The 18,577-nt window shown below is 61.3% G+C and carries 20 protein-coding genes and 3 pseudogenes; 13 read left to right on the top strand and 10 right to left on the bottom strand.

The features are described from left to right. Positions 1–25: 25 nt before the first annotated feature. Together HWY30_RS00760 and HWY30_RS00765 are read right to left on the bottom strand one after the other, a co-directional pair. Positions 26–472: a type II 3-dehydroquinate dehydratase gene (locus HWY30_RS00760; RefSeq protein WP_090810774.1), complete on the bottom strand. Its 447-nt coding sequence runs from the start codon at positions 470–472 to the stop codon at positions 26–28. Positions 473–476: 4 nt separating this feature from the next. Beyond that, the gene (locus tag HWY30_RS00765) at positions 477–1,760 is read right to left on the bottom strand and encodes an MFS transporter (protein WP_090811841.1); all 1,284 of its coding nucleotides are present in this window, start codon (positions 1,758–1,760) and stop codon (positions 477–479) included. 187 nt (positions 1,761–1,947) lie between these two features. Here HWY30_RS00765 and HWY30_RS00770 point away from each other — a divergent pair, with 187 nt between their 5' ends. Beyond that, entirely contained in the window at positions 1,948–2,733 is a 786-nt protein-coding gene (locus tag HWY30_RS00770; protein WP_018422624.1) for an IclR family transcriptional regulator, read from the top strand. A 251-nt stretch (positions 2,734–2,984) separates the two neighbouring features. Here HWY30_RS00770 and HWY30_RS43290 read toward each other — a convergent pair. Then, positions 2,985–3,080: pseudogene (locus tag HWY30_RS43290) on the bottom strand (tyrosine-type recombinase/integrase); the annotation flags it as partial. Between the two features lie 391 nt (positions 3,081–3,471). Continuing rightward, positions 3,472–4,440, bottom strand: a complete 969-nt coding sequence (locus tag HWY30_RS00780) for a PDR/VanB family oxidoreductase (protein ID WP_090810776.1) — start codon at positions 4,438–4,440, stop codon at positions 3,472–3,474. 238 nt (positions 4,441–4,678) lie between these two features. Here HWY30_RS00780 and HWY30_RS00785 point away from each other — a divergent pair, with 238 nt between their 5' ends. The 5 genes and pseudogenes from HWY30_RS00785 to HWY30_RS00805 all read left to right on the top strand — a co-directional run. Beyond that, positions 4,679–6,025, top strand: a complete 1,347-nt coding sequence (locus HWY30_RS00785) for an MFS transporter (RefSeq protein WP_090810778.1) — start codon at positions 4,679–4,681, stop codon at positions 6,023–6,025. A gap of 46 nt (positions 6,026–6,071) precedes the next feature. After that, on the top strand, positions 6,072–7,064 hold the full coding sequence (locus HWY30_RS00790) for an ABC transporter substrate-binding protein (protein ID WP_090810780.1): 993 nt from the start codon (positions 6,072–6,074) through the stop codon (positions 7,062–7,064). A 109-nt stretch (positions 7,065–7,173) separates the two neighbouring features. Beyond that, positions 7,174–8,244, top strand: a complete 1,071-nt coding sequence (locus tag HWY30_RS00795) for a porin (RefSeq protein WP_090810782.1) — start codon at positions 7,174–7,176, stop codon at positions 8,242–8,244. An 89-nt stretch (positions 8,245–8,333) separates the two neighbouring features. After that, entirely contained in the window at positions 8,334–8,924 is a 591-nt protein-coding gene (locus HWY30_RS00800) for a MarR family winged helix-turn-helix transcriptional regulator (protein WP_090810784.1), read from the top strand. 90 nt (positions 8,925–9,014) lie between these two features. Further along, positions 9,015–9,394, top strand: a pseudogene (locus HWY30_RS00805) (beta/alpha barrel domain-containing protein); the annotation flags it as partial. A gap of 122 nt (positions 9,395–9,516) precedes the next feature. On the opposite strand, the gene HWY30_RS00810 reads toward HWY30_RS00805, so the two are convergent. Together HWY30_RS00810 and HWY30_RS00815 are read right to left on the bottom strand one after the other, a co-directional pair. Next, complete coding sequence (locus HWY30_RS00810) at positions 9,517–10,692, bottom strand: Gfo/Idh/MocA family protein (protein WP_090810785.1); 1,176 nt, start codon at positions 10,690–10,692, stop codon at positions 9,517–9,519. Positions 10,693–10,708: 16 nt separating this feature from the next. After that, a complete protein-coding gene (locus tag HWY30_RS00815; protein WP_090810787.1) occupies positions 10,709–12,040 on the bottom strand; it encodes a Rieske 2Fe-2S domain-containing protein in 1,332 nt (443 codons plus the stop codon). 174 nt (positions 12,041–12,214) lie between these two features. Between HWY30_RS00815 and HWY30_RS00820 the strand changes: the two genes are divergently transcribed. Then, on the top strand, positions 12,215–12,499 hold the full coding sequence (locus HWY30_RS00820) for a hypothetical protein (protein WP_090810789.1): 285 nt from the start codon (positions 12,215–12,217) through the stop codon (positions 12,497–12,499). A gap of 90 nt (positions 12,500–12,589) precedes the next feature. After that, positions 12,590–13,066: a bacteriohemerythrin gene (locus tag HWY30_RS00825; protein WP_090810791.1), complete on the top strand. Its 477-nt coding sequence runs from the start codon at positions 12,590–12,592 to the stop codon at positions 13,064–13,066. A 50-nt stretch (positions 13,067–13,116) separates the two neighbouring features. Here the strand turns inward: HWY30_RS00825 and HWY30_RS00830 are convergent, their stop codons facing one another. Next, entirely contained in the window at positions 13,117–13,449 is a 333-nt protein-coding gene (locus HWY30_RS00830; RefSeq protein ID WP_244144722.1) for a hypothetical protein, read from the bottom strand. A gap of 97 nt (positions 13,450–13,546) precedes the next feature. Between HWY30_RS00830 and HWY30_RS00835 the strand changes: the two are divergent. Further along, positions 13,547–14,233: pseudogene (locus tag HWY30_RS00835) on the top strand (IlvD/Edd family dehydratase); the annotation flags it as partial. Between the two features lie 365 nt (positions 14,234–14,598). Here the strand turns inward: HWY30_RS00835 and HWY30_RS00840 are convergent. Together HWY30_RS00840 and HWY30_RS00845 are read right to left on the bottom strand one after the other, a co-directional pair. Next, the gene (locus tag HWY30_RS00840; protein ID WP_090810793.1) at positions 14,599–14,886 is read right to left on the bottom strand and encodes a high-potential iron-sulfur protein; all 288 of its coding nucleotides are present in this window, start codon (positions 14,884–14,886) and stop codon (positions 14,599–14,601) included. A 445-nt stretch (positions 14,887–15,331) separates the two neighbouring features. Further along, positions 15,332–15,682 carry a BON domain-containing protein gene (locus HWY30_RS00845; protein ID WP_090810795.1) on the bottom strand — a complete coding sequence of 117 codons (351 nt, stop codon included), beginning with the start codon at positions 15,680–15,682 and terminating at the stop codon, positions 15,332–15,334. A 151-nt stretch (positions 15,683–15,833) separates the two neighbouring features. Here HWY30_RS00845 and HWY30_RS00850 point away from each other — a divergent pair, with 151 nt between their 5' ends. From HWY30_RS00850 to HWY30_RS00865, 4 genes are read left to right on the top strand one after another with little or no spacing between them, the layout of a single operon-like run. Continuing rightward, the gene (locus HWY30_RS00850) at positions 15,834–16,217 is read left to right on the top strand and encodes a dehydroquinate synthase/iron-containing alcohol dehydrogenase family protein (RefSeq protein WP_279613265.1); all 384 of its coding nucleotides are present in this window, start codon (positions 15,834–15,836) and stop codon (positions 16,215–16,217) included. Between the two features lie 45 nt (positions 16,218–16,262). Further along, positions 16,263–17,135 carry an intradiol ring-cleavage dioxygenase gene (locus HWY30_RS00855; protein ID WP_090810797.1) on the top strand — a complete coding sequence of 291 codons (873 nt, stop codon included), beginning with the start codon at positions 16,263–16,265 and terminating at the stop codon, positions 17,133–17,135. 5 nt (positions 17,136–17,140) lie between these two features. After that, a complete protein-coding gene (locus HWY30_RS00860) occupies positions 17,141–17,452 on the top strand; it encodes a YciI family protein (RefSeq protein ID WP_090810799.1) in 312 nt (103 codons plus the stop codon). Between the two features lie 3 nt (positions 17,453–17,455). Continuing rightward, positions 17,456–17,686, top strand: coding sequence for a Rieske (2Fe-2S) protein (locus HWY30_RS00865; protein WP_090810801.1), 231 nt, complete (start codon positions 17,456–17,458; stop codon positions 17,684–17,686). A 100-nt stretch (positions 17,687–17,786) separates the two neighbouring features. On the opposite strand, the gene HWY30_RS00870 is transcribed toward HWY30_RS00865, so the two are convergent. Continuing rightward, the gene (locus tag HWY30_RS00870; RefSeq protein WP_090811842.1) at positions 17,787–18,554 is read right to left on the bottom strand and encodes an ABC transporter ATP-binding protein; all 768 of its coding nucleotides are present in this window, start codon (positions 18,552–18,554) and stop codon (positions 17,787–17,789) included. Between the last annotated feature and the right edge of the window lie 23 nt (positions 18,555–18,577).

Below are 18,577 nucleotides of genomic sequence, written 5' to 3' on the forward strand. Positions count from 1 at the left end.
GTGCTTCATGAATAGAGGAGCCGGCTCAGGTCTGGTTGCCCCACAGATCGTCAATCGCGCGGATTGCCAGCAAGTATCCGTTTGCGCCAGCCCCGCAAATTACCGCGGTAGCCGCCACCGAAATCGTCGAGTGACGATATTCCTCCGAGCGTCGGTGGATGTTGGTGATATGCAATTCCACTACAGGTCGGCGGATGAGCTTGACTGCGTCGAGCACCGGAATCCGACCGAATGAAAAGCCGGCTGGATTGATGATCAGCGCGGCGTCCTGCAAGAACGCTTCCTGGATCCAGTCGATCAGCTCGCTTTCGCTGTTCGTTTGTCGGAATACGCAGTCGAACTCGAGGGCGTCGGCCAGCGCGAGGCAGTTCTGTTCGATGTCCTTCAGCGTAGTGCTGCCATAAAGATGAGGCTCCCGCGCGCCCAGCATGTTCAGGTTGGAGCCATTGAGGATGTAGAGTTTGCGAGTCATGGTGTCAGTGTGTAGAAGAGCGTTCCAGGGCCGTGTCTTTGGTTTCCCGGGATATTGCGATCATCAGGAAGGAGATCAGGTTCAGCGAGCCGCAGACCGCCACGATGGCCCAAGGGGAACCGTTAAAGGCATTGAGCAGCGCCACGGCGACGATTGGCATCGGGCCGCCGGTGAGCAGGTTGGCTCCCGAGTACGACAGTGCGGATCCCGTGTAGCGCGCATCGGTCGGAAATGACTCGGCGAACCACACCGGCTGGATGCCGCTCTGGAACTGTGTGAAGCCGAGGAAGGCGCCCATCACGGCCATCGTCATGGCGATCGAGTTCTGGTTGAGAATCGGAAAGTAGATCAGGCAGCAGATCAGCGTGCAGAACGAGCCGATCATCAGCGCACGTTTGCGTCCGATCCGATCGCTCAGATAACCGCCCGCCAGCGCTCCCGCGATGGCACAGACATTCGCAACCATCAGCAGCATGAAACCGGTCTGCTTTGGTACGCCGAGGTGTTTCGTCAGATAGCTGAGCGAGAAAACCACGATCAGATAAAACAGTGCGGCCGGGCCACAGAAGAACAGCGTCAGGCGAAGCGCGGTGCGCCAGTGATATTTGAAAACGGTGCCTAGCGGATTGGCAGCGCGTGTGGGCGAGCCACTCTTCCTGAGCGCCTCGAAGGCGGGTGTCTCGCTAACCTTCCTGCGGATGTAGATGCCCAGCAGCACCAGCACAAAGCTTGCGAGGAACGGGACTCGCCATCCCCAGGAGTCGAAGTCGTCCGATGAAAGCAACGCGGCCAGTGTAAAGAGCGAGAAGTTGGCGAGAATCTGGCTGAGTGGCGAGCAGATGCCAAGCAGGCCCGAATACCAACCGCGTCGGTTAGCAGACGCATGCTCGACCGCCATCAGTTGCGCGCCCGTCGACTCGCCGCCAAGCGCGAATCCCTGGATGATGCGCAGTGTCACCAGCAACGTCGGCGCGAAGATGCCAACCTGGTGGTAAGTGGGCAACAGCCCCATCAGGAACGATGAAGCTCCCATTACCGACACGGTGATAAGCATCAGTTTGCGGCGTCCCCAACGGTCCCCGAGCATCCCGCAGATCACCGCGCCTAGCGGGCGTGCGGCCAGCCCTGCCCAGAAACTAGCCAACGACGCGAGCAACGAGGCGGTCGGGTCCAGCGATGGGAAAAACAGCTTTGGAAAGATCGTGGCCGCGACCACACCATACAGCGCGAAGTCGAACCATTCGAGCGCCGTTCCGACGGTTGCGCCTGCCACCGCCCGACGCGCCATCAAGTGAGCCTGCGCGGACTGTTGTTCCGCGGCAAGGCCTGAATCAGCAAAAAATGACATGTTGTCTCCTGAATTCCTCATATGTCGAACCGTTCGTTTCTGGCGACGAACAAGTGCTATTGTTTGCGCTCGGAAAGCGAGGCGTTCCGCACCGGAACTGCATTGCACATAATGAAAATCACGCGAAATGTCGCTCAAAAACGGCCTGAGAATTCTTGATTTCCTGGCGACGCAAGCCGAAGGCGCGGGTCTTCTGGCGATTGCCGACGCTTTGTCCCTGCCCCGCAGCACGTGCCACCGCGTGCTCGCCGAGCTCATCGAAGGCGGCTATGTCAGGCAACTGGTCGATCACAGCCGCTACATTCTGACAATGCGTATGACGTCGAACGGGCTGGAATTCCTGAGCCTGACGGGCATCGCGGATATCGCCCAGCCGATCATCGAACGCGTCGCTGCGCAGACAGGTGAACTGGCGCGGCTGTCGTTGGTGGACGGCGAAGCAATCATCTGGGTGGGGAAGGCGGACGGACAGCGCATCGGCTTTCGCTACGATCCTGACATGGGCCAGGCAGCACGACTTTCATGCACGTCGACCGGACACGCATGGCTGATGACAATGACTGACGAACAGGCGGCGGCACTGGTTTTGAAGCAGGGTTTTGGACAGCCCAATGAGTTTGGACCCAATGCGCCGACGACGCTCAAGGCGCTGCTGGGCTTCCTGCACGCTGCGCGCGTGCGTGGCTACGCGATGATCGACGAGGTGTTTGCCCCGCGCATGTCAGCGGTGGCGGTGCCCGTGGTGAGCGGCTCGCGTTGCGTCGGCGTCATCAGTTTGGCCGGTCCGCGGGTGCGGCTGACGACCGAGAAGATTCACGAGTACTCGATGCTGTTGCGCGAGGCGGCGAATGAACTGGCCCAGCTAAGCAATATGGCGGGATTCCCGAGTCGGCCGCCGCTCGGCAAGGGATGACGAGACACAAGTGTAAAGCCATCCGAGCGGCGAACTTCGTCCGCTTCGCGCCGAACTGCGGTCTCCGATACGTTGGCGCAGATGACCGAACGTCTTCCTGTCGGATGCGCAACTAACGGTCGGGCGCCATGCTGCCATCACACTCGGGCTTCGCCCCAAAACCCGCTGACAAAGGCGGCCACGACGACTTGCCGTCGCTGCGTTATGTCTGGTTGGCACCGGGATAGCACGCTTGCATCGAAGCGACTTCGCTTTCGTACAGCAAACACGTCGCTCATCTGCCGTGCCCGCTTTACTTCGTCACTGTGCAGATAGATCGACGTCGTCGATACAGACGCGTGCCGCAGATAGCCGAAGTCGAACAGGAAGCGCAGCCGTTGCGCGGCCGGGGCTGACCAGCCAAACGACCACTCGAATCCATCGGCGATCGTGCGCACGCACGCCCCGCGGCCCCGCGTCGGGCCAACGAGTTTTTCGACCTCAGAACGCAGTGATCTGTTGCCGCCATGATTTTCCCTTCGATAGACGATGAATCGATGCGATGGAGATCGGTGCGTGCGTCCAATCGGCGCCGGAGGAATGTCGTCTCAGGAAATGCTGGTTTCAGCCGTCAGGACTTCCGGAATCGGAACTAGCATGCAGAACGGCATTTAAGGATTTTTGCCCCTCGGCGGGGGCTTTTCTAATTGGGTGCGCTGGAGGCCTTCATGCGACGCGTTCGTACCCAGCCCGCGATGCTCAAAGATCGAGAACCAGCTCCGCGGATTTCGCACGCGACACGCAAACCATGATCTGCGTTTCTTTCTCGTCGTCGCGCAGCACGAGGTCCCGGTGATCCACCTCCCCTGAGCACAACGCTGTCTTGCACGAGCCGCAGGTGCCGCTTTCGCACGAACTCGGCACGCGCACGTTGGCGTCGCGCAGCACCTCGAGGATCGAGCGATTGGCGGGAATGTCGAACGACGTGCCGCTGCGCGAAAGCCGCACGGTGAACGGCGTGCTTTCGCGCGCATCCGCATTGCTTGCACCGAAGCTCTCGAAGTGCACCGTGCCCGACGGCCAGTGGCCGGTCATGTCCCGCACGGTGTCCATCAGCGCTTGCGGGCCGCAGCAGTACACGTGTTGCGCCGACTTCGACCTCTCGAACACAGGCCAGAAGTCGAATGCTTTCGACGGGTCGCCGTGATCGTGATGAATCTTCACGTCCGAACGCCATTCGTCGCTGGTCAGTTCCTCGAAGAACGCCGTGCCTTCCTGATCGCGGGCGAGGTAATACAGCTTGAACGAGCGCAGGCCTTCCGCCCGCAACTGCCGTGCCATCGACAACATCGGCGTGATACCGATGCCGCCCGCGACGAGAACGAATGACTTTGCGCGCTCATCGAGGGGAAACTCGTTGCGGGGCAAAGAGACGTCCACGGTGCCGCCCTCGGCCGTATCGTCGATGAAGCTCATCGAACCGCCCCGTCCGTTGCTGTCACGCTTGACCGCGATGACGTAGCGATTGCGCTCCTGCGAGTCATTGCACAGCGAATAACTGCGTCGCGAACCGTTGGGCACCACGACGGTCAAGTTCGCGCCTGCCTCGAACGGCGGCAACGGTGCGCCTTGCGGGTCGGTCAGTTCAAAGCGCCAGACGTCGCGGGCGATCTTCTCCTTGCCAGCAATGTTCAGACGACGAAAACCGTCTTCCGATGGGGGCGTCATGTCTATCTCCTTCTGACCAGTCCAGTCTTGCATTGCATCAACATGGATTGCATATTATGACTAGATCTCTAATTATGCAAGTCAAGGCGCACGATTTTTCGCGATCTTGCTCTCGGTATAAACCCGTCCTTGCCAGCGACATAAAGCCGCCGTAAGCTGAATATTAGAGCTCTAATTAAACGGTGAGAGGGACGCTGTTCCGGCCGGTATCCAGAGTGAAATTCGGAGAGATTCAGTCATGGCACATTCAACGTTGCACTCAGGGGACCTATCCCTGTCTGCCATAGCCGACTCGGCGGCGGAGGAGGCGACATACCGCAAGATCACGTTAAGGCTAATGAGCTTTCTTTTCCTGTGCTGGGTCCTCAACTATCTCGATCGCGTCAACGTCAGCTTCGCGCAGCTGCAGCTGAAGCACGATCTCGGGCTGAGCGACGCGGCGTACGGACTCGGCGTGAGTCTGTTCTTTATCGGCTACATCCTGCTCGAAGTGCCGAGCACGCTGTTGCTGCGGCGCATTGGCGCCCGCAAGACCGTCACGCGGATCATGCTGCTGTGGGGCGCTATCTCGACTGCCATGGCGTTCATGACCGCTCCATGGCAGTTCTATCTCGCCCGGACGCTCCTCGGCGCGGCCGAAGCGGGCTTTTGGCCCGGCATCATCCTCTATCTCTCGTACTGGTACCCGTCGAAGCGCCGCGCTCGTATCACGTCGCGGTTCCTGCTGGCGATCGCGGTTGCGGGGATTGTCGGCGGCCCGCTTTCTGGCTTCATCCTGCAAAACTTCATGGACGTATGGGGCTTTCGCAACTGGCAGTGGCTGTTCTTCCTTGAAGGCGTCCCCGCCGTGATTGCCGGTGTCGTTGCCTACTTCTACCTGATCGACCGGCCGCAAGATGCAAGGTGGCTGACCGAGGATCAAAAACGAATTGTCATCGGCGCGCTCGACGAGGAAGGTCGCAGCAAGCCGCATAACTCGCCGAGCACACTCCTCGCGGCGCTGCGCGACCCGCGCGTGTACGTGATTGCCGCGGGCTGGGCCACGGTGCCCATTTGCGGAACCATCCTCAATTACTGGACGCCCACGATCATCAAACAGGCGGGCGTTTCCGACCTGTTGCAGATCGGCTTCCTGTCGGCGCTGCCTTATATCGTCGGCGCGGTTGCCATGCTGCTGATCGCACGCAGCTCCGACCTGCGGCTCGAGCGCCGCTGGCACTTCGTGCTGTCGACGACAGCGGGCGCCACGGGCGCGGTGCTCCTGACGGTGCTGACGCACAACTCGGTTGCCGCCATCGCGTGCCTGAGTCTCGTTTCGGTGAGCTATTTCGCGGCCGCAGCCATTATCTGGACCATTCCGCCGAACTACCTGAAGGGCGCGGCAGCCGCCGGCGGCATTGGCGTGATCAGTAGTCTCGGTCAGGTGGGCGCTTTCTTCGCACCAATCGTCCTCGGCTGGGTGAAGAGCGTGACCGGCAGCTTTTCGGCCGGCATCCTGCTGGTGGCGGCGCTCGTTTTCATCGGCGGCATCGCCGTCTTCTTCGGCGTGCCGCGCGAGCGGCAGGCACAGCAATCCGGCGCGTGACGATGCACGCGACGGCAAGCATTTTGACAGTCAGACAGGAGCAGGAATGAGCAAGCTTCAACTTTCCATCGCGGTGGGCAACTACGACCGGATGCGGCCGCTGATCGACGGCGACGTCCAGATCGACGGTGTCGATCCGGTGTTCATGCTGCAGGACCCGGAGGAAATCTTCTTTCGTGCGTTCCGGCACGCCGATTACGACATTTGCGAGCTTTCGCTCAGCAGCTATTCGGTGAAGACGGCCGCGGGCACGTCGCCCTACATCGCGGTGCCGGTCTTTCCGTCGCGCGCGTTCCGACACAGCTCGGTCTACGTGCGTTCCGACCGTGGGATCGACCGGCCCGAGGACCTGAAAGGCAAACGCATCGGCGTGCCGGAATACCAGCTCACGGCCAACGTATGGGTGCGGCTCTTTCTCGAAGAGGAATATGGCGTGAAGGCGTCGGATATCCGCTGGGTGCGGGGCGGCTACGAGGATCCGACGCGCGTGGAGAAGATTGCGCTCAAGCTGCCTGAAGGCGTCGTGCTGGAAAGCGCACCCGAAGGGCAGACGATCTCGAACCTGCTGGCCGAAGGCGAGATTGACGGCGTGATCGGACCGCGCGCGCCGTCGTGCTTCGACCGTGGGCATCCGAAGGTCAAGTACCTTTTCGATGATCCGCAGAAAAGCGCCGCCGAATGGTACGAGCACAGGCAGCTCTTCCCGATCATGCACACGCTGGGCATTCGCAAGACGCTCGCGGTTCAGCACCCGTGGCTGCCCGGCGCGATCGCGAAAGCGTTCGAGCAATCGAAGGAAGTGGCGCTGGCCCGTTTGAGCGACACCTCGGCGACCAAGGTGACGCTGCCGTTCGTCGAGGACCAGTTGCGCAATGCACGGCGTCTGATGGGGCACGACTTCTGGTCGTACGGATTCGCGAACAACGAGCATGTGATCGACCGCTTCCTCGCGCAGCACCACGCTGAGGGATTGTCGAGCCGTCGCCTGCAGCCTGCCGAACTGTTCCACCCGGCCAGCCTGGAGCGATTCAAGATCTGACCTCTCGCGGCGGTTGTTCGAGCCGTCGCGCATCCGGCAGGCGCTGGGTGCGCGACGGATGCGCCGAAGGGGACAATACATCCAATATACTCAGTAATCCAGAAGACAGATGAACATGAAGAGACACACATTCCCGCTCGCCTGCGGCGGGTTGCTGACGCTCGCCTGCACGTCGGCCCATGCGCAGAGTTCGGTCACGCTCTACGGCATCGTTGATGCGGGCGTCGAGTACGTCAATCGGGTGCCCCAGGGCAGTCAGACGGGCTCGGTGATCCGGGAACAGTCGGGCAATCTCGCCGGATCGCGCTGGGGGCTCAAGGGATCAGAAGACCTTGGCGGCGGCTACAAGGCCGTGTTTACGCTGGAGGGCGGGTTCAACGTGAACACCGGCGCGCTAGGTCAGAACGGACGGCTGTTCGGCCGCAAGGCATTCGTTGGCGTCTCAACGCCGTACGGCACGCTCACGCTCGGACGTCACCAGAACCTGCTCTACGAGCTGATGTACAAGTACGACGCGCTGACGTTCAACCCCAGCTACTCCGCGCAAAGCATGGACAGCCAGTTCGTGAATCGCGCGGACAATTCGGTGCGCTATGGCGTGCACCTCGGCGGCGTCACGTTCGCGGCACTGTACAGCACCGGGTTCGACGCGACGATTCCGAACGGTGGGAGCGTGCCCGGCGCAACGAAGGTGGGCCGCGAAATGAGCGCGGCGCTCCTGTACGATCGCGGGCCGTTCAGCATCGGGTTGACGTACGACCAGTTGCAGGGCACCTCGATCGCGACACAGAGCAATGCGCAGCAGCGAGCGCTGCTCGGCGTGTCGTACGACTTCGGGCCGGTCACGACGCTGGCCGGCCTGCGCTGGCTGAACACGCGCAATACGGATGTGCCGCCGAGCTCGCTGCTCTATTGGGGCGGCGTGACCTGGAGGGTGAATGCGCCGCTTGCCATTTCCGCCAGCGTCTATCACACGCAGTTTCGCAATCCGCACGGCGGCCCGACGATGGGGGTATTGCTCGTCGACTACTCGCTGTCCAGGCGCACCGACGTGTATGCGGAAGGGGCGTATGTCTCCAACCGTTCATTCTCCAATGTCGGTATTCGTGGCACAGGCGTGGACATTGCGCCAGGCATGGACCAGGCGGGCGTGACCGTGGGCATTCGCCACACCTTCTGAGCGGCCTAGGCGATGCGCTCCAGCGCCTCTCGTGCCGGCTAAAGCGCTATGATTGTCACCGGTCTGGTCACAATAACAGCGAGGAAGGTATGGCAGCAGCACGTACTTCGGGCAAGGGCGGGGGCGCGAGCGAGGACCCCATCCTGCGGCACTGGCGCGAGGCGGTTCCGGATGACCGTCTTGCTCACCTGGTGAAGGATGCAGGCCGCGCGATGATTCGCGGTCTGCAAATGCGCCTGGCGCAGCATGAAGTCTCGTTCGGCCACTGGGCTTATCTGCGTGTGCTATGGGTCACCGACGGGCTTACGCAGAAGGAGCTCAGCGACGAGACCGGCACCACCACGCCCACCACGTTCAGTGCGGTGTCGGCAATGGAAAAGCTCGGGTATGTCGAGCGCCGCTATGAACCCGGCAATCGCAAGAACACGCACGTCTGCCTCACGCCGCGCGGCCGGAGCCTGAAAAACAAGCTCGTCCCGCTCGCGGAAGAAGTCAACGAAATTAGCGTCAGGGGCCTGAAAACCACCGAGATCAACGTCGCGCGGAAGGTTCTGCTGACGATCATCGAGAACATGGCACGCGACGAATCCGAGTCGGACAACCCGGCGCTGCGCATTCCGTCGACGCGGGAAGTGGGCAATCTGATCGCGGCACGCGGCGAAGAAATCGATCAGGATTGAGGCGCAGCTCAGCATTTCAGGTCCTTCCCGAGTAGCAAATTAATTATAGATCTAATAATATAGGCGGGCGTGCCAGGTCCACGACAGGCACGACGGCAGACCACCGACGGCATTCTGATCAAGGAAAACCACATCGCGGCGGGCGGCGGCATTGCGTCGACGCTTCGCGCCACTCAAGCATTGGGTGCGGGTGTGCCCGTGCAGGTCGAGGCGGAGACGCTCGATGAGTTAAAGGAAGCGTTGGCTGGGGGCGCCGCGGCGATTCTGCTCGACAATTTCTCGATCGAGACGATGCGCGAGGCTGTGCGTGGCATCGGAGGCGCGCCGAGCTGGAAGTCTCGGGCGGTGTGACCGAGCAGACGCTGCGAACCATTGCCGAGACCGGCGTGGACGGTATTTCGTTAGGTAAGCTGACGAAGAACGTCGGGGCGATTGATTTTTCGCGGCGCTTCGCGGCGTTCGCCGGGTAACGAGATCGGGGCGTATGTGTGCGCCCCGTAGAAGGAAGCGCTGACAAAAAATCCCTCGTTTTAACTGTATATGGCTCAGTTCAAACGAGGGCAATGAGGGCTTTTGCGCTTACCGCGAACTATCAAAGCGTTACATCTGCGCCCGTTTCGCTTGACTTCAGAATCGCGATACAGATTTCCAGCGTGCCCTTTGCCCATTCGCCGTCGTGAAGGGGCGAGTGTCCGTCGACGACCGCGCCATACAACTCGTCGATGACTTCGGCGCGCGGCACGACGGGTGCAGGCAGTGGCAGCGTTTGGCGCTGCTCGTCGCCGTAGACGACGATCGAATCGGGCAGCGGGCGCAGGTCCGCGCGTTCGCACGAGACGATGATCGGACCGAAATGCTGATGAAAGCGCGGCGGCTCGTCCGCGGCGGCCGTCGGCGGCTTGTATGCCGATCCGCCGTAGGTGCCGGCCGCCTTGAGTCTGGCTTCGTCGCCCGAGGACGCGAGCGTCTCCAGACGGCGGCGGGCGCTCCCGTACATGTCGGGGCTTGTGCGATCGCCCATTTCGCCGATCCAGCCGCTCCACTCTTCGGTATTGAAGTGGCCATAGCCGTTGTACGAGAGCGAGGCATAAGCACCGTTCTCGAACCAGATCAGCGCCGAATAAGCACCTTCGGTTGGGCGTGACGAATCCCACCGTCCCACACTCGCGCGCAGCCGCGTCGCGCGCGAGCTGGCGAGCATTCGCACGATGTCGACCTGGTGAGCCGCCTGGCTGAAGACGGCGCCGCCACCTTCAGCCGTGGCCAGCTCCTCGGGCCGGCGCGGGCGGTAAAGGTAGTCGGTGTAGTTCACGGCCTGGATCATTTTCACCGCGCCGAAATCGCCGCGCCTGATCAATTCGCGCGTACACAGGTACGGCGTGTCGAAACTGTGGCAATGCCCGACGATCAGATGCACGTTCGCTGCGCGGCATGCAGCGATCATGCGATCGCAGTCCGCAGCGGCGAGCGCTATCGGCTTTTCGACCAGCACGTGTTTGCCTTTTGCCGCGGCAATTTCAGTGTGCTGCGCGTGGAACTGGTGCGGACTCGCAACGTAGATGATCTCGACGTTGGGGTCATCCGCCAACTCCGCCACGTCCGCATAGGTGGGCGCAGCGAAGTCGGCGGCGAACTGCCGCCGCGCTTCGTCACGCGGATCGCACGCAGCGACGAGCTGGACTCTGGGGTCGCGCAGGAAGGTCGGCAACATCAGCGAGAATGCCCGTCCCAGTCCTGCGACCCCGATACGCAAACGGCGCTGCTCCATGGCCGTGTGTCTCCCGTTATTGCTTGACCTGATAGTCCGTTGCAAGCGCGGACGGTTGGTCGGCCGGTTCCGGATTCTTTTTGCTGACGTAGCGCGCAGCATACGTGCGCCAGTCGATTTCCTTCGGCACGACAGCCTGGTACGAACACACTTCCCGGGAAATCGCCTTTGCACCGGTGCCAATTGCTTCGCCATCCTTCTCGAATTCGGCGATCGCATCGATCATGCGGCGACGGAATTCGACGATGGCGAGATCGCTCGCGCCGAGGCGCTCGTCCGAGCGGTTCGCAATCGGGCCCATCGTGACCCACATGGCGATGTCCTGGTTCGGGAAGCCCGAAATGCCAGTGAAATTGCCAGCCTTCATCGCCTGGCGGTCCTGCCAGAAGCGGTTGTCGTGATTGCGCAGCGGACGATAGTACTGGTCGAGATCAACACCGACCTGCTGACGCAGGAACTTGCGCCACGTTTCGTTTTCCGGCGTCGTCTCCGGATCGCCCCAGGCGATGAAGTAGAACGCCGTGTTCGTGTCGTCCATCGGCACATTGATGTTCGCAACGTTGTAAAGATTGTTCGGCGGAATCAGCACCGTTCCCGGCGCCACGAACACCGTGGAGCGCACGTAGTCGTGCGTGTTGGCGTTGAAGATCGGGCGGCGCAGCGCGGCGTAACGGAAGCCGTAGTCGGTGCGCTCGACCTGCAGGCGCGGGGCCTTGTCGGTGGACGGGCGCAACCAGTTCTTCCCGGTCGCTTCGGCGCCGCCGACGCGTGCCGGCACGAAGTCGGACGAATGCAGGCTGGAGCTGTGCGCGGAGTCGATCGCGCCTTCGAGGATTTGCGCCCAATTGCACGGCAGCAGCGCCTTGGCGATGCTCACGCGGGTGTCGGCAGTCGGCGCCCAGGCCGGCGGCACGAATTCGGGGATGGCGTCTTGCGGGCCCATATACGCCCACACCATGCCGCCCCATTCCTGCACTGGATAGGCCTTGTGCTTGACCTTGTCGGTCATGCAGCTCGCTGCCGGCTCGGACACCATTTCAAGCACGTTGCCCGCGACGTCGAACTTCCAGCCGTGATACAGGCAGCGCAGGCCGGAGTCTTCATTGCGGCCGTAGACGAGCGATGCGCGACGGTGCGGGCAGTACTCGTCCAGCACACCAACGCTGCCTTCCGAGTCCCGGAATACGACGAGGTCTTCGCCAAATACGCGCGCTTTGACCGGCGCACCATCCGGCTCGCTGACTTCTTCGATGAGGCAAACCGGCGTCCAGTGCCGTCGCATCAGTTGGCCCATCGGGGCATCGCCTTCAACGCGGCACAGCAATTCATTTTCTTGGTGGGTCAGCATGTAATGTCTCCCGGCGACAGGTCGCCTTCATCAACAGGTGTTACTCAACTATATTAGATATCTAGTGAAATTGGCAAGAACCTTTGGGGGCATCCGGGAAAGTACGTATGGTCGGAAGTGCCGCAGGACTAGGAATATTCGATCTCTAATATAAAGGGACGGGATTCATCGCCGATGGATCTAATTTGTGAGGCGCTGGCTGTGCTTCGGTCGGATGGCTACGTTGTCGTCATCGATCCCGGGAAGCATGCTGGGGTGAATTCGTCGAAACCGGAAACGGAGGGCAATTTTTTCGGTGACTACACCGGCGCGAAAGGGGAGCACAACGGCAAGCGGCGACCGGGTGCTGCAGATCGCGGTATCGACAAGCCTGAAGATTTGAAGGGCAAGCGCATCGGCGTGCCCGAATGCCGGCCGAATTGTTCCACCCGGCTAGCCTCGAAAGACTTAAGGATTTAAGCGGCGCTGACGGTGGAATGCTGGGAAATTCGCGGCGTTCTATATGTCGCGGCTATGATTTAGATCTTGATAAAGCCGGATTGATCGAACATGACAGACTCTGTATTGAAAGATGTCGAAGCCCCTGTGCGGGAAAGTGACAACAGCCTTGTGTGGTCGGACGCACGGCTACTCGGCTTCACGCCGATGGATGACGTGCATCAGGAATTCTATGGAGTTGCGCTACGGCTCGTGACCTGCACCGATGCGAGCGCCCTTGCCGCAATCGACGAATTCGAAAAACACGCCGTCAGCCATTTCGAGCAGGAAGACGAATGGATGCGCACGACAAACTTTCCCCCGCGCGACTGCCACATCGAAGAGCACGAAGCCGTGCTGAATTCAGTCCGAGACGTTAAAGCCGCGGTCGAAGCAGGGCAGGCCGGTTGCGCGCTGGTGCATGACATCGGCATGCATCTGTACAACTGGTTTCCGGGACACGCCGACTACCTGGATTCGGCGCTTGCTGCATGGATGACGAAACAGACGATGGGTGGAAAGCCTGTTGTCTTAAGACGGACGATTTGAAGAAAAAGCTGCAGGGATTTCTCTCTGCAGCTCTTCAGCTCTCCAGGCGTTTATGCTTTGCGCGTTCGGAATTCTTGCTGACCTGTGGCTTCCGTCAACGCATCGTCGCTACCTTCCTCCAGCGAAATATTCCAGGTTTCGCGTCCCTTGACCCACCACATCGCGGCGGCAACCGGACCGGGCAGCGCAAGCGCCAGCAGTACGAGCAACGGTGCGGAAGGTGCGCCCGTCGTGCTGAAGGCACTCGTCAGCAGTAGCGGCGTAACCATTGCGCCCACTCGACCGAAAGCAACGGACACGCCCAAACCCGAGGCGCGCAACCGCGTCGGCAGGATTTCAGCGGAAACCACGTAAGCCGAGATATAGCCCCACGTGCTCGTCAAGAAGTAACCTGATCCTCCCTATGTCCGCAGTGATGTCTCTTGCTGTCCTGGCCACGGCCCATATCAGCTACCCGACTCGCGCAGCACGATATGACCCGCCGGGCACAGTCTCGAGGAGCGTTTGAACAGGCCGCTTGCCGATCCGATCGATACGGCCGTGATCCGCTCGACGGAGAAACCGGTCAGTCCCGAGGGCGGGCTGATTGTTCTAAACGGGAGTCTGGCGCCCGGCGGTGCGGTTCTGAAGCGCGCCGCCGCTACTCCCGAACTGCTCGAACACGAAGGGCGTGCCGTGGTATTTACCTCGCTCGAAGATCTGGCCGCGCGCATCGACGACCCCAGTCTGGACGTTCGCGCGGACGACGTTCTCGTATTGCAGAACGCGGGGCCGCGCAGTGCTTCAGGCATGCCCGAGGCCGGCTATCTGCCGATTCCGCAGAAACTTGCGCGGGCGGGGGTGAAGGACATGGTGAGGATTTCCGATGCGCGCATGTCGGGCACGGCGTACGGGACCATCGTGCTTCACGTGACGCCAGAAGCGGCGCTCGGTGGCCCGCTGGCGCTGGTGCGCAACGGTGATCGGATCCGGCTCTCGGCGCGGGACAAGCGGATCGATCTACTGGTCGACGAGGTCGAGCTGGCGCGTCGTGCCGCTGAGATTCGTCCGGCGCAAGGGATGTATGCGCGCGGTTACCAGCGGCTCTATCACGATCACGTACTCTCTGCCGCGGCAGGGTGCGACTTCGACTTCCTCACCGCGTTTCCTTCCGAAGAGCTTAAGTAAGTTCATCCCCCATCAGAGGTGTCGTCGAAGATTCGATCGTCGAATTCGATCGGGAACGGGTCGTTCCGGCTCAGAGTTCCGGCTTCGGACGCGTTCCGGTAGTCGTCAAGACGCGCCGAAACAACGTTTCGGATGTGATTCCCGACTATGGCGGATTGCCTGGGCCCCAGTGTTTCGAGGCGTGTAACGCCCATTGGTATCGCGGCTCAATCTCGCAAGTGGCCGGACTAGACCGTCGATCCTGTTGGATATGACCAGGTGAGATGGTGCTGAACGGAGGCTAGCTTGTTATTCCTTGTCATAACGGCGCACTGGAACGCGGCTATCGGCGCGAGCTACGATGAAGCACAACGACGGCGTGTAAATTACGCCTTTTTCACGTAGGCGTTACACCACCCTTTTGCGTAGACCAGCTTGCCCCCGTAGGTCGGACACGGCCCAATCGTGGAACCGGGTTTGCCTTGATACAGTTGGCAATTGGCGCAGGTCTGCCCTGTCTGGTACCGAGGGAATTTCGCCTTGTCGACCTTCGATGCGTCCATCTTGTATCCGAGGGCCAGTGCGGTCGGATCGTTTTCGGACAGCACAGGCGCGTCCGCGTTTGACTTTGTCGAGAGAACCGTCGTTGAGGCGACGGATGCGGCAAGTATCATGAAATGACGGCGAGAGAGCGACACGATCGAAACCTCCTTTCGAGACACAATCAGACGGTGGCAAAGTGACGGTGAACCGGTCAATCGCAAACCGCCTCGTCATAACATGAGCAATCAGCATACCTGTCGATTGTCGAACACCAGTTTCGCAGCCGGCCTGTTGGGTGAAATATCACATGCGATATATTGAAAGCCGAGGCATGACCGAGCCACGGAGGATCGATCGTGGAACTGGATGTGACGCAGAAGCTGATCGGTACGAGGAGCAGGATATGAAGATGACCTTGCGCGGCCCGCTATCGTTGTGAACCGGACCAAAGCGAAGTCCGGAGAACTCCAGAAGCGGCCCTGGGTCTCGCGCCGAGTTTTCGGCTGTGAGACCGCGCTCGCTTGAGTGCGCTGTGCCGCGTTACTCTCGTGTCAACCGTCTACCGGCGAACGCATGTCATTGCGGCTTGAGGTGCAGATCGTTGCTCACGGATTGCACCCCCGGCACGCCGTGGGTCACCGCAAGTGCTTCCAGAATCTGTGCCTCTGAATCCACGTATCCCGACAACTGCACGACGCCTCGATACGTTGCCACGCTCATCGGTAACGATCGTAGCGCGGGGTCCGCGACAAGCGCCTGCTTCACCCGGCGGGCGAGCGTAGCGTCGTCGGTGGCGATTGCCCGCGGCGCGGTCGCAGACGGCGTCGCCGTCGCGGTCGACTTACAGCCGTTGGTGAACACGAACGCGGGCAACGCGAACATCGCGACGATCAGCAACCGGTCTTTGATGTATGGCGCGTTTCGCATGTCGGTTATGACATCCAAATCCGTTCATTCGTACATTCAAACGTCGACACAAAAACATCGCTGCCGTGGCGCTCGCGGCAAAGTATGCACGGACGGCATGGGCCATGCTGATACGAAACCAGGCCTTTCAGGCTAGCCATGTACCTGCACGATCCAGCGTGACCGATTGACAGATTCAGCGATTAGCAGCGAAACAGCATTCACTTACCATCACAAGCTGTGTCATACGTTGGGCGGTACGTTTAACCTGCCGCATACGGCACACTACACCCACAGCGCCGCGCCCGATGCGCTTGCGTGCGTCGCACGCGCGCTCGGCGGCAAGCGCGCGGCCGACGCGGGTCCGCTGCTGTTCGAACTGAACCGCGCGCTCGGCATTCCGATGGCGCTCGCGCAGATCGGAATGGCCGAGCAGGGACTCGACGAAGCGGCCGATCTCGCGTGCAAGAATCCGTATGCGAACCCGCGTCCCGTGGCGCGCGACGCGATCCGCGCGCTGCTGCAACGTGCGTGGCAGGGCGCTGAACCCGCCTGAGCATTGGCCAACGCAGCGCCGCCAGAACAATCGATGGAGGAAGACATGTCGACAGACAGCAAAGAAGCCGAGCAGGCCCTGACCGAGCAGGTGGTAGCAAGCTTCGCGGGCACGCCCGACGAACGGCTGCGCACGCTGATGCAAAGCCTCGTGCGGCACATGCATGCGTTCGTGCGTGAAGTCGAGCCGACCGAGGCCGAATGGATGTCGGCCATTCGCTTTCTGACCGACACCGGCAAGATGTGCGATGACCTCGTGCGTCAGGAATTCATCCTGTTGTCGGATACGCTCGGCGTATCGATGCTCGTCGACGCGATCAATCACCGTCTCGCGACGGGCGCGACCGACACCACCGTATTCGGTCCGTTCTATATTCGCGGCATGCCCGAGCGCGCGTACGGCGAGAACATCGCGTTCACGCCGGGCACGCCCGCACTCGTGCATGGGCGCGTGCTGTCGACGGACGGTGAGCCGCTTGCCAACGCGGTGCTAGACGTCTGGCAGACCGCCGATAACGGCATGTACTCGGGGCAGGACACCGAGCAGCCGCACGGCAATCTGCGTGGACGTTTTCGCACCGACGCCGAAGGCCGCTACGCGATTTCGACGATCGTGCCGGTCAGCTATCCGATTCCGACCGACGGCCCGGTCGGCCGCATGCTCGAAGCGACCGGACGGCATCCGTGGCGACCCGCGCATCTGCACTTCATGATAGATGCGCCGGGGCATCGGACACTGGTCACGCATGTGTTCGATCGCGAGGATCCGTATCTGGATTCGGACGCGGTGTTCGGCGTGAAGCCCTCGCTGATGGTCGACTATCGCGAGTGCTCCGCGGATCACGAACTCGCGCGCCGCTTCGGTTTCGACGGACCGTTCCGCGAAGCGCGCTACGACTTCATCCTCGATCGGAGTTGACGACGATGGCACGTTTTTTCGCGGTCTTCGCGACCGACAAGCCCGGCATGCGCGAAGTGCGCGAACGGGTGCGTCCGGTGCATCGGACGTGGTTGCGCGGCAATCCGCATCGTGGCGTGTTCGTGCGCCTCGGCGGTCCGACGCTCGCGCCGCAATGCGATGCGATGAACGGCACGTTGCGGGTCGTCGAAGCGGAGCGTATCGACGATGTGATGGAGTTCGTCAGCAACGATCCGTATATGCAGGCGGGGCTATTCGATTGCGTCGAGATCCGTCCGTGGGACTGGAGCCTCGGCAATCCGGAACGGAGAGTCTGAGCGATGAACGAAACACCGCTGTGCCCGCTTGCCGACGTGCCCGTGCGGCGTGGCGAGCAGGTGTGGGCTTACGCGAACCGTTGCCCGCATTTTTCGGTGCCGCTCGATTTCGAGCCCGGCGATGTGCTGTGCTATCGCGCGCAGGTGTTGATGTGCGCGCATCACAGCGCGCTGTTGTCAGGCGTGATCCTCGTGCTGCCGGAGGGCGAGAGCGAACACACGGTGTATCTGTGAACCGCGCGCAGACCAGTGCGATCGGGTGAGTCGCGCAGTCGTTCTGGAATTGATTCGGGGTAAGGCGCGAGGCTGAACGACGCGCCATACCCCGCCGCCGCTACTTCAACCGCCCCGCCAAAAACTGCTGCAACCGCTCGCTGCGCGGATTCGTCAGCACCTGATGCGGATGCCCTTGCTCCTCGATCTTGCCCTTGTGCAGGAATACGACATGATTCGACACGTTGCGCGCAAAGCCCATTTCGTGCGTGACGACGATCATCGTGCGGCCTTCTTCGGCGAGCGCCTGCATCACACGCAGCACTTCGCCGACGAGTTCGGGATCGAGCGCCGAAGTCGGTTCGTCGAACAGCATCACTTCCGGCTCCATCGCAAGCGCGCGAGCAATCGCGACGCGCTGCTGCTGACCACCGGACAGATGCGACGGATATTTTTTCTCCGTGCTGGCCGGCAAACCGACCTTGGTCAGATACTTCCGAGCGCGTTCCTCGGCTTGCGCGCGGCTCAATCCCAGCACGCTGATCGGCGCCTCGATGATGTTCTCGAGCGCCGTCATATGCGCCCACAGATTGAAATGCTGGAACACCATCGACAGACGCGTGCGCATCGTTTGCAACTGCTTCGGATGGGTCACGCGTAGCGAGCCGTTGCGATCCCTGCTCGTGTTGATTTCCTCTCCGTTCAGCGTGATGCGCCCGGCGCACGGCGATTCGAGAAAGTTGATGCACCGCAGGAAGGTGCTTTTCCCGGAGCCGCTCGACCCGATGAGGCTAATCACGTCGCCCGCCTTCGCCTTCAGCGAGACGCCCTTCAATACCTCGTTGTCGCCGAACTTCTTGTGCAGGTCGTCGACCGTCAGCTTGTACATGCTCGTATGCTCCATCATGACGC

Origin of the sequence: Paraburkholderia tuberum STM678 (assembly GCF_902833905.1) — a bacterium.
Classification (GTDB): domain Bacteria; phylum Pseudomonadota; class Gammaproteobacteria; order Burkholderiales; family Burkholderiaceae; genus Paraburkholderia; species Paraburkholderia tuberum.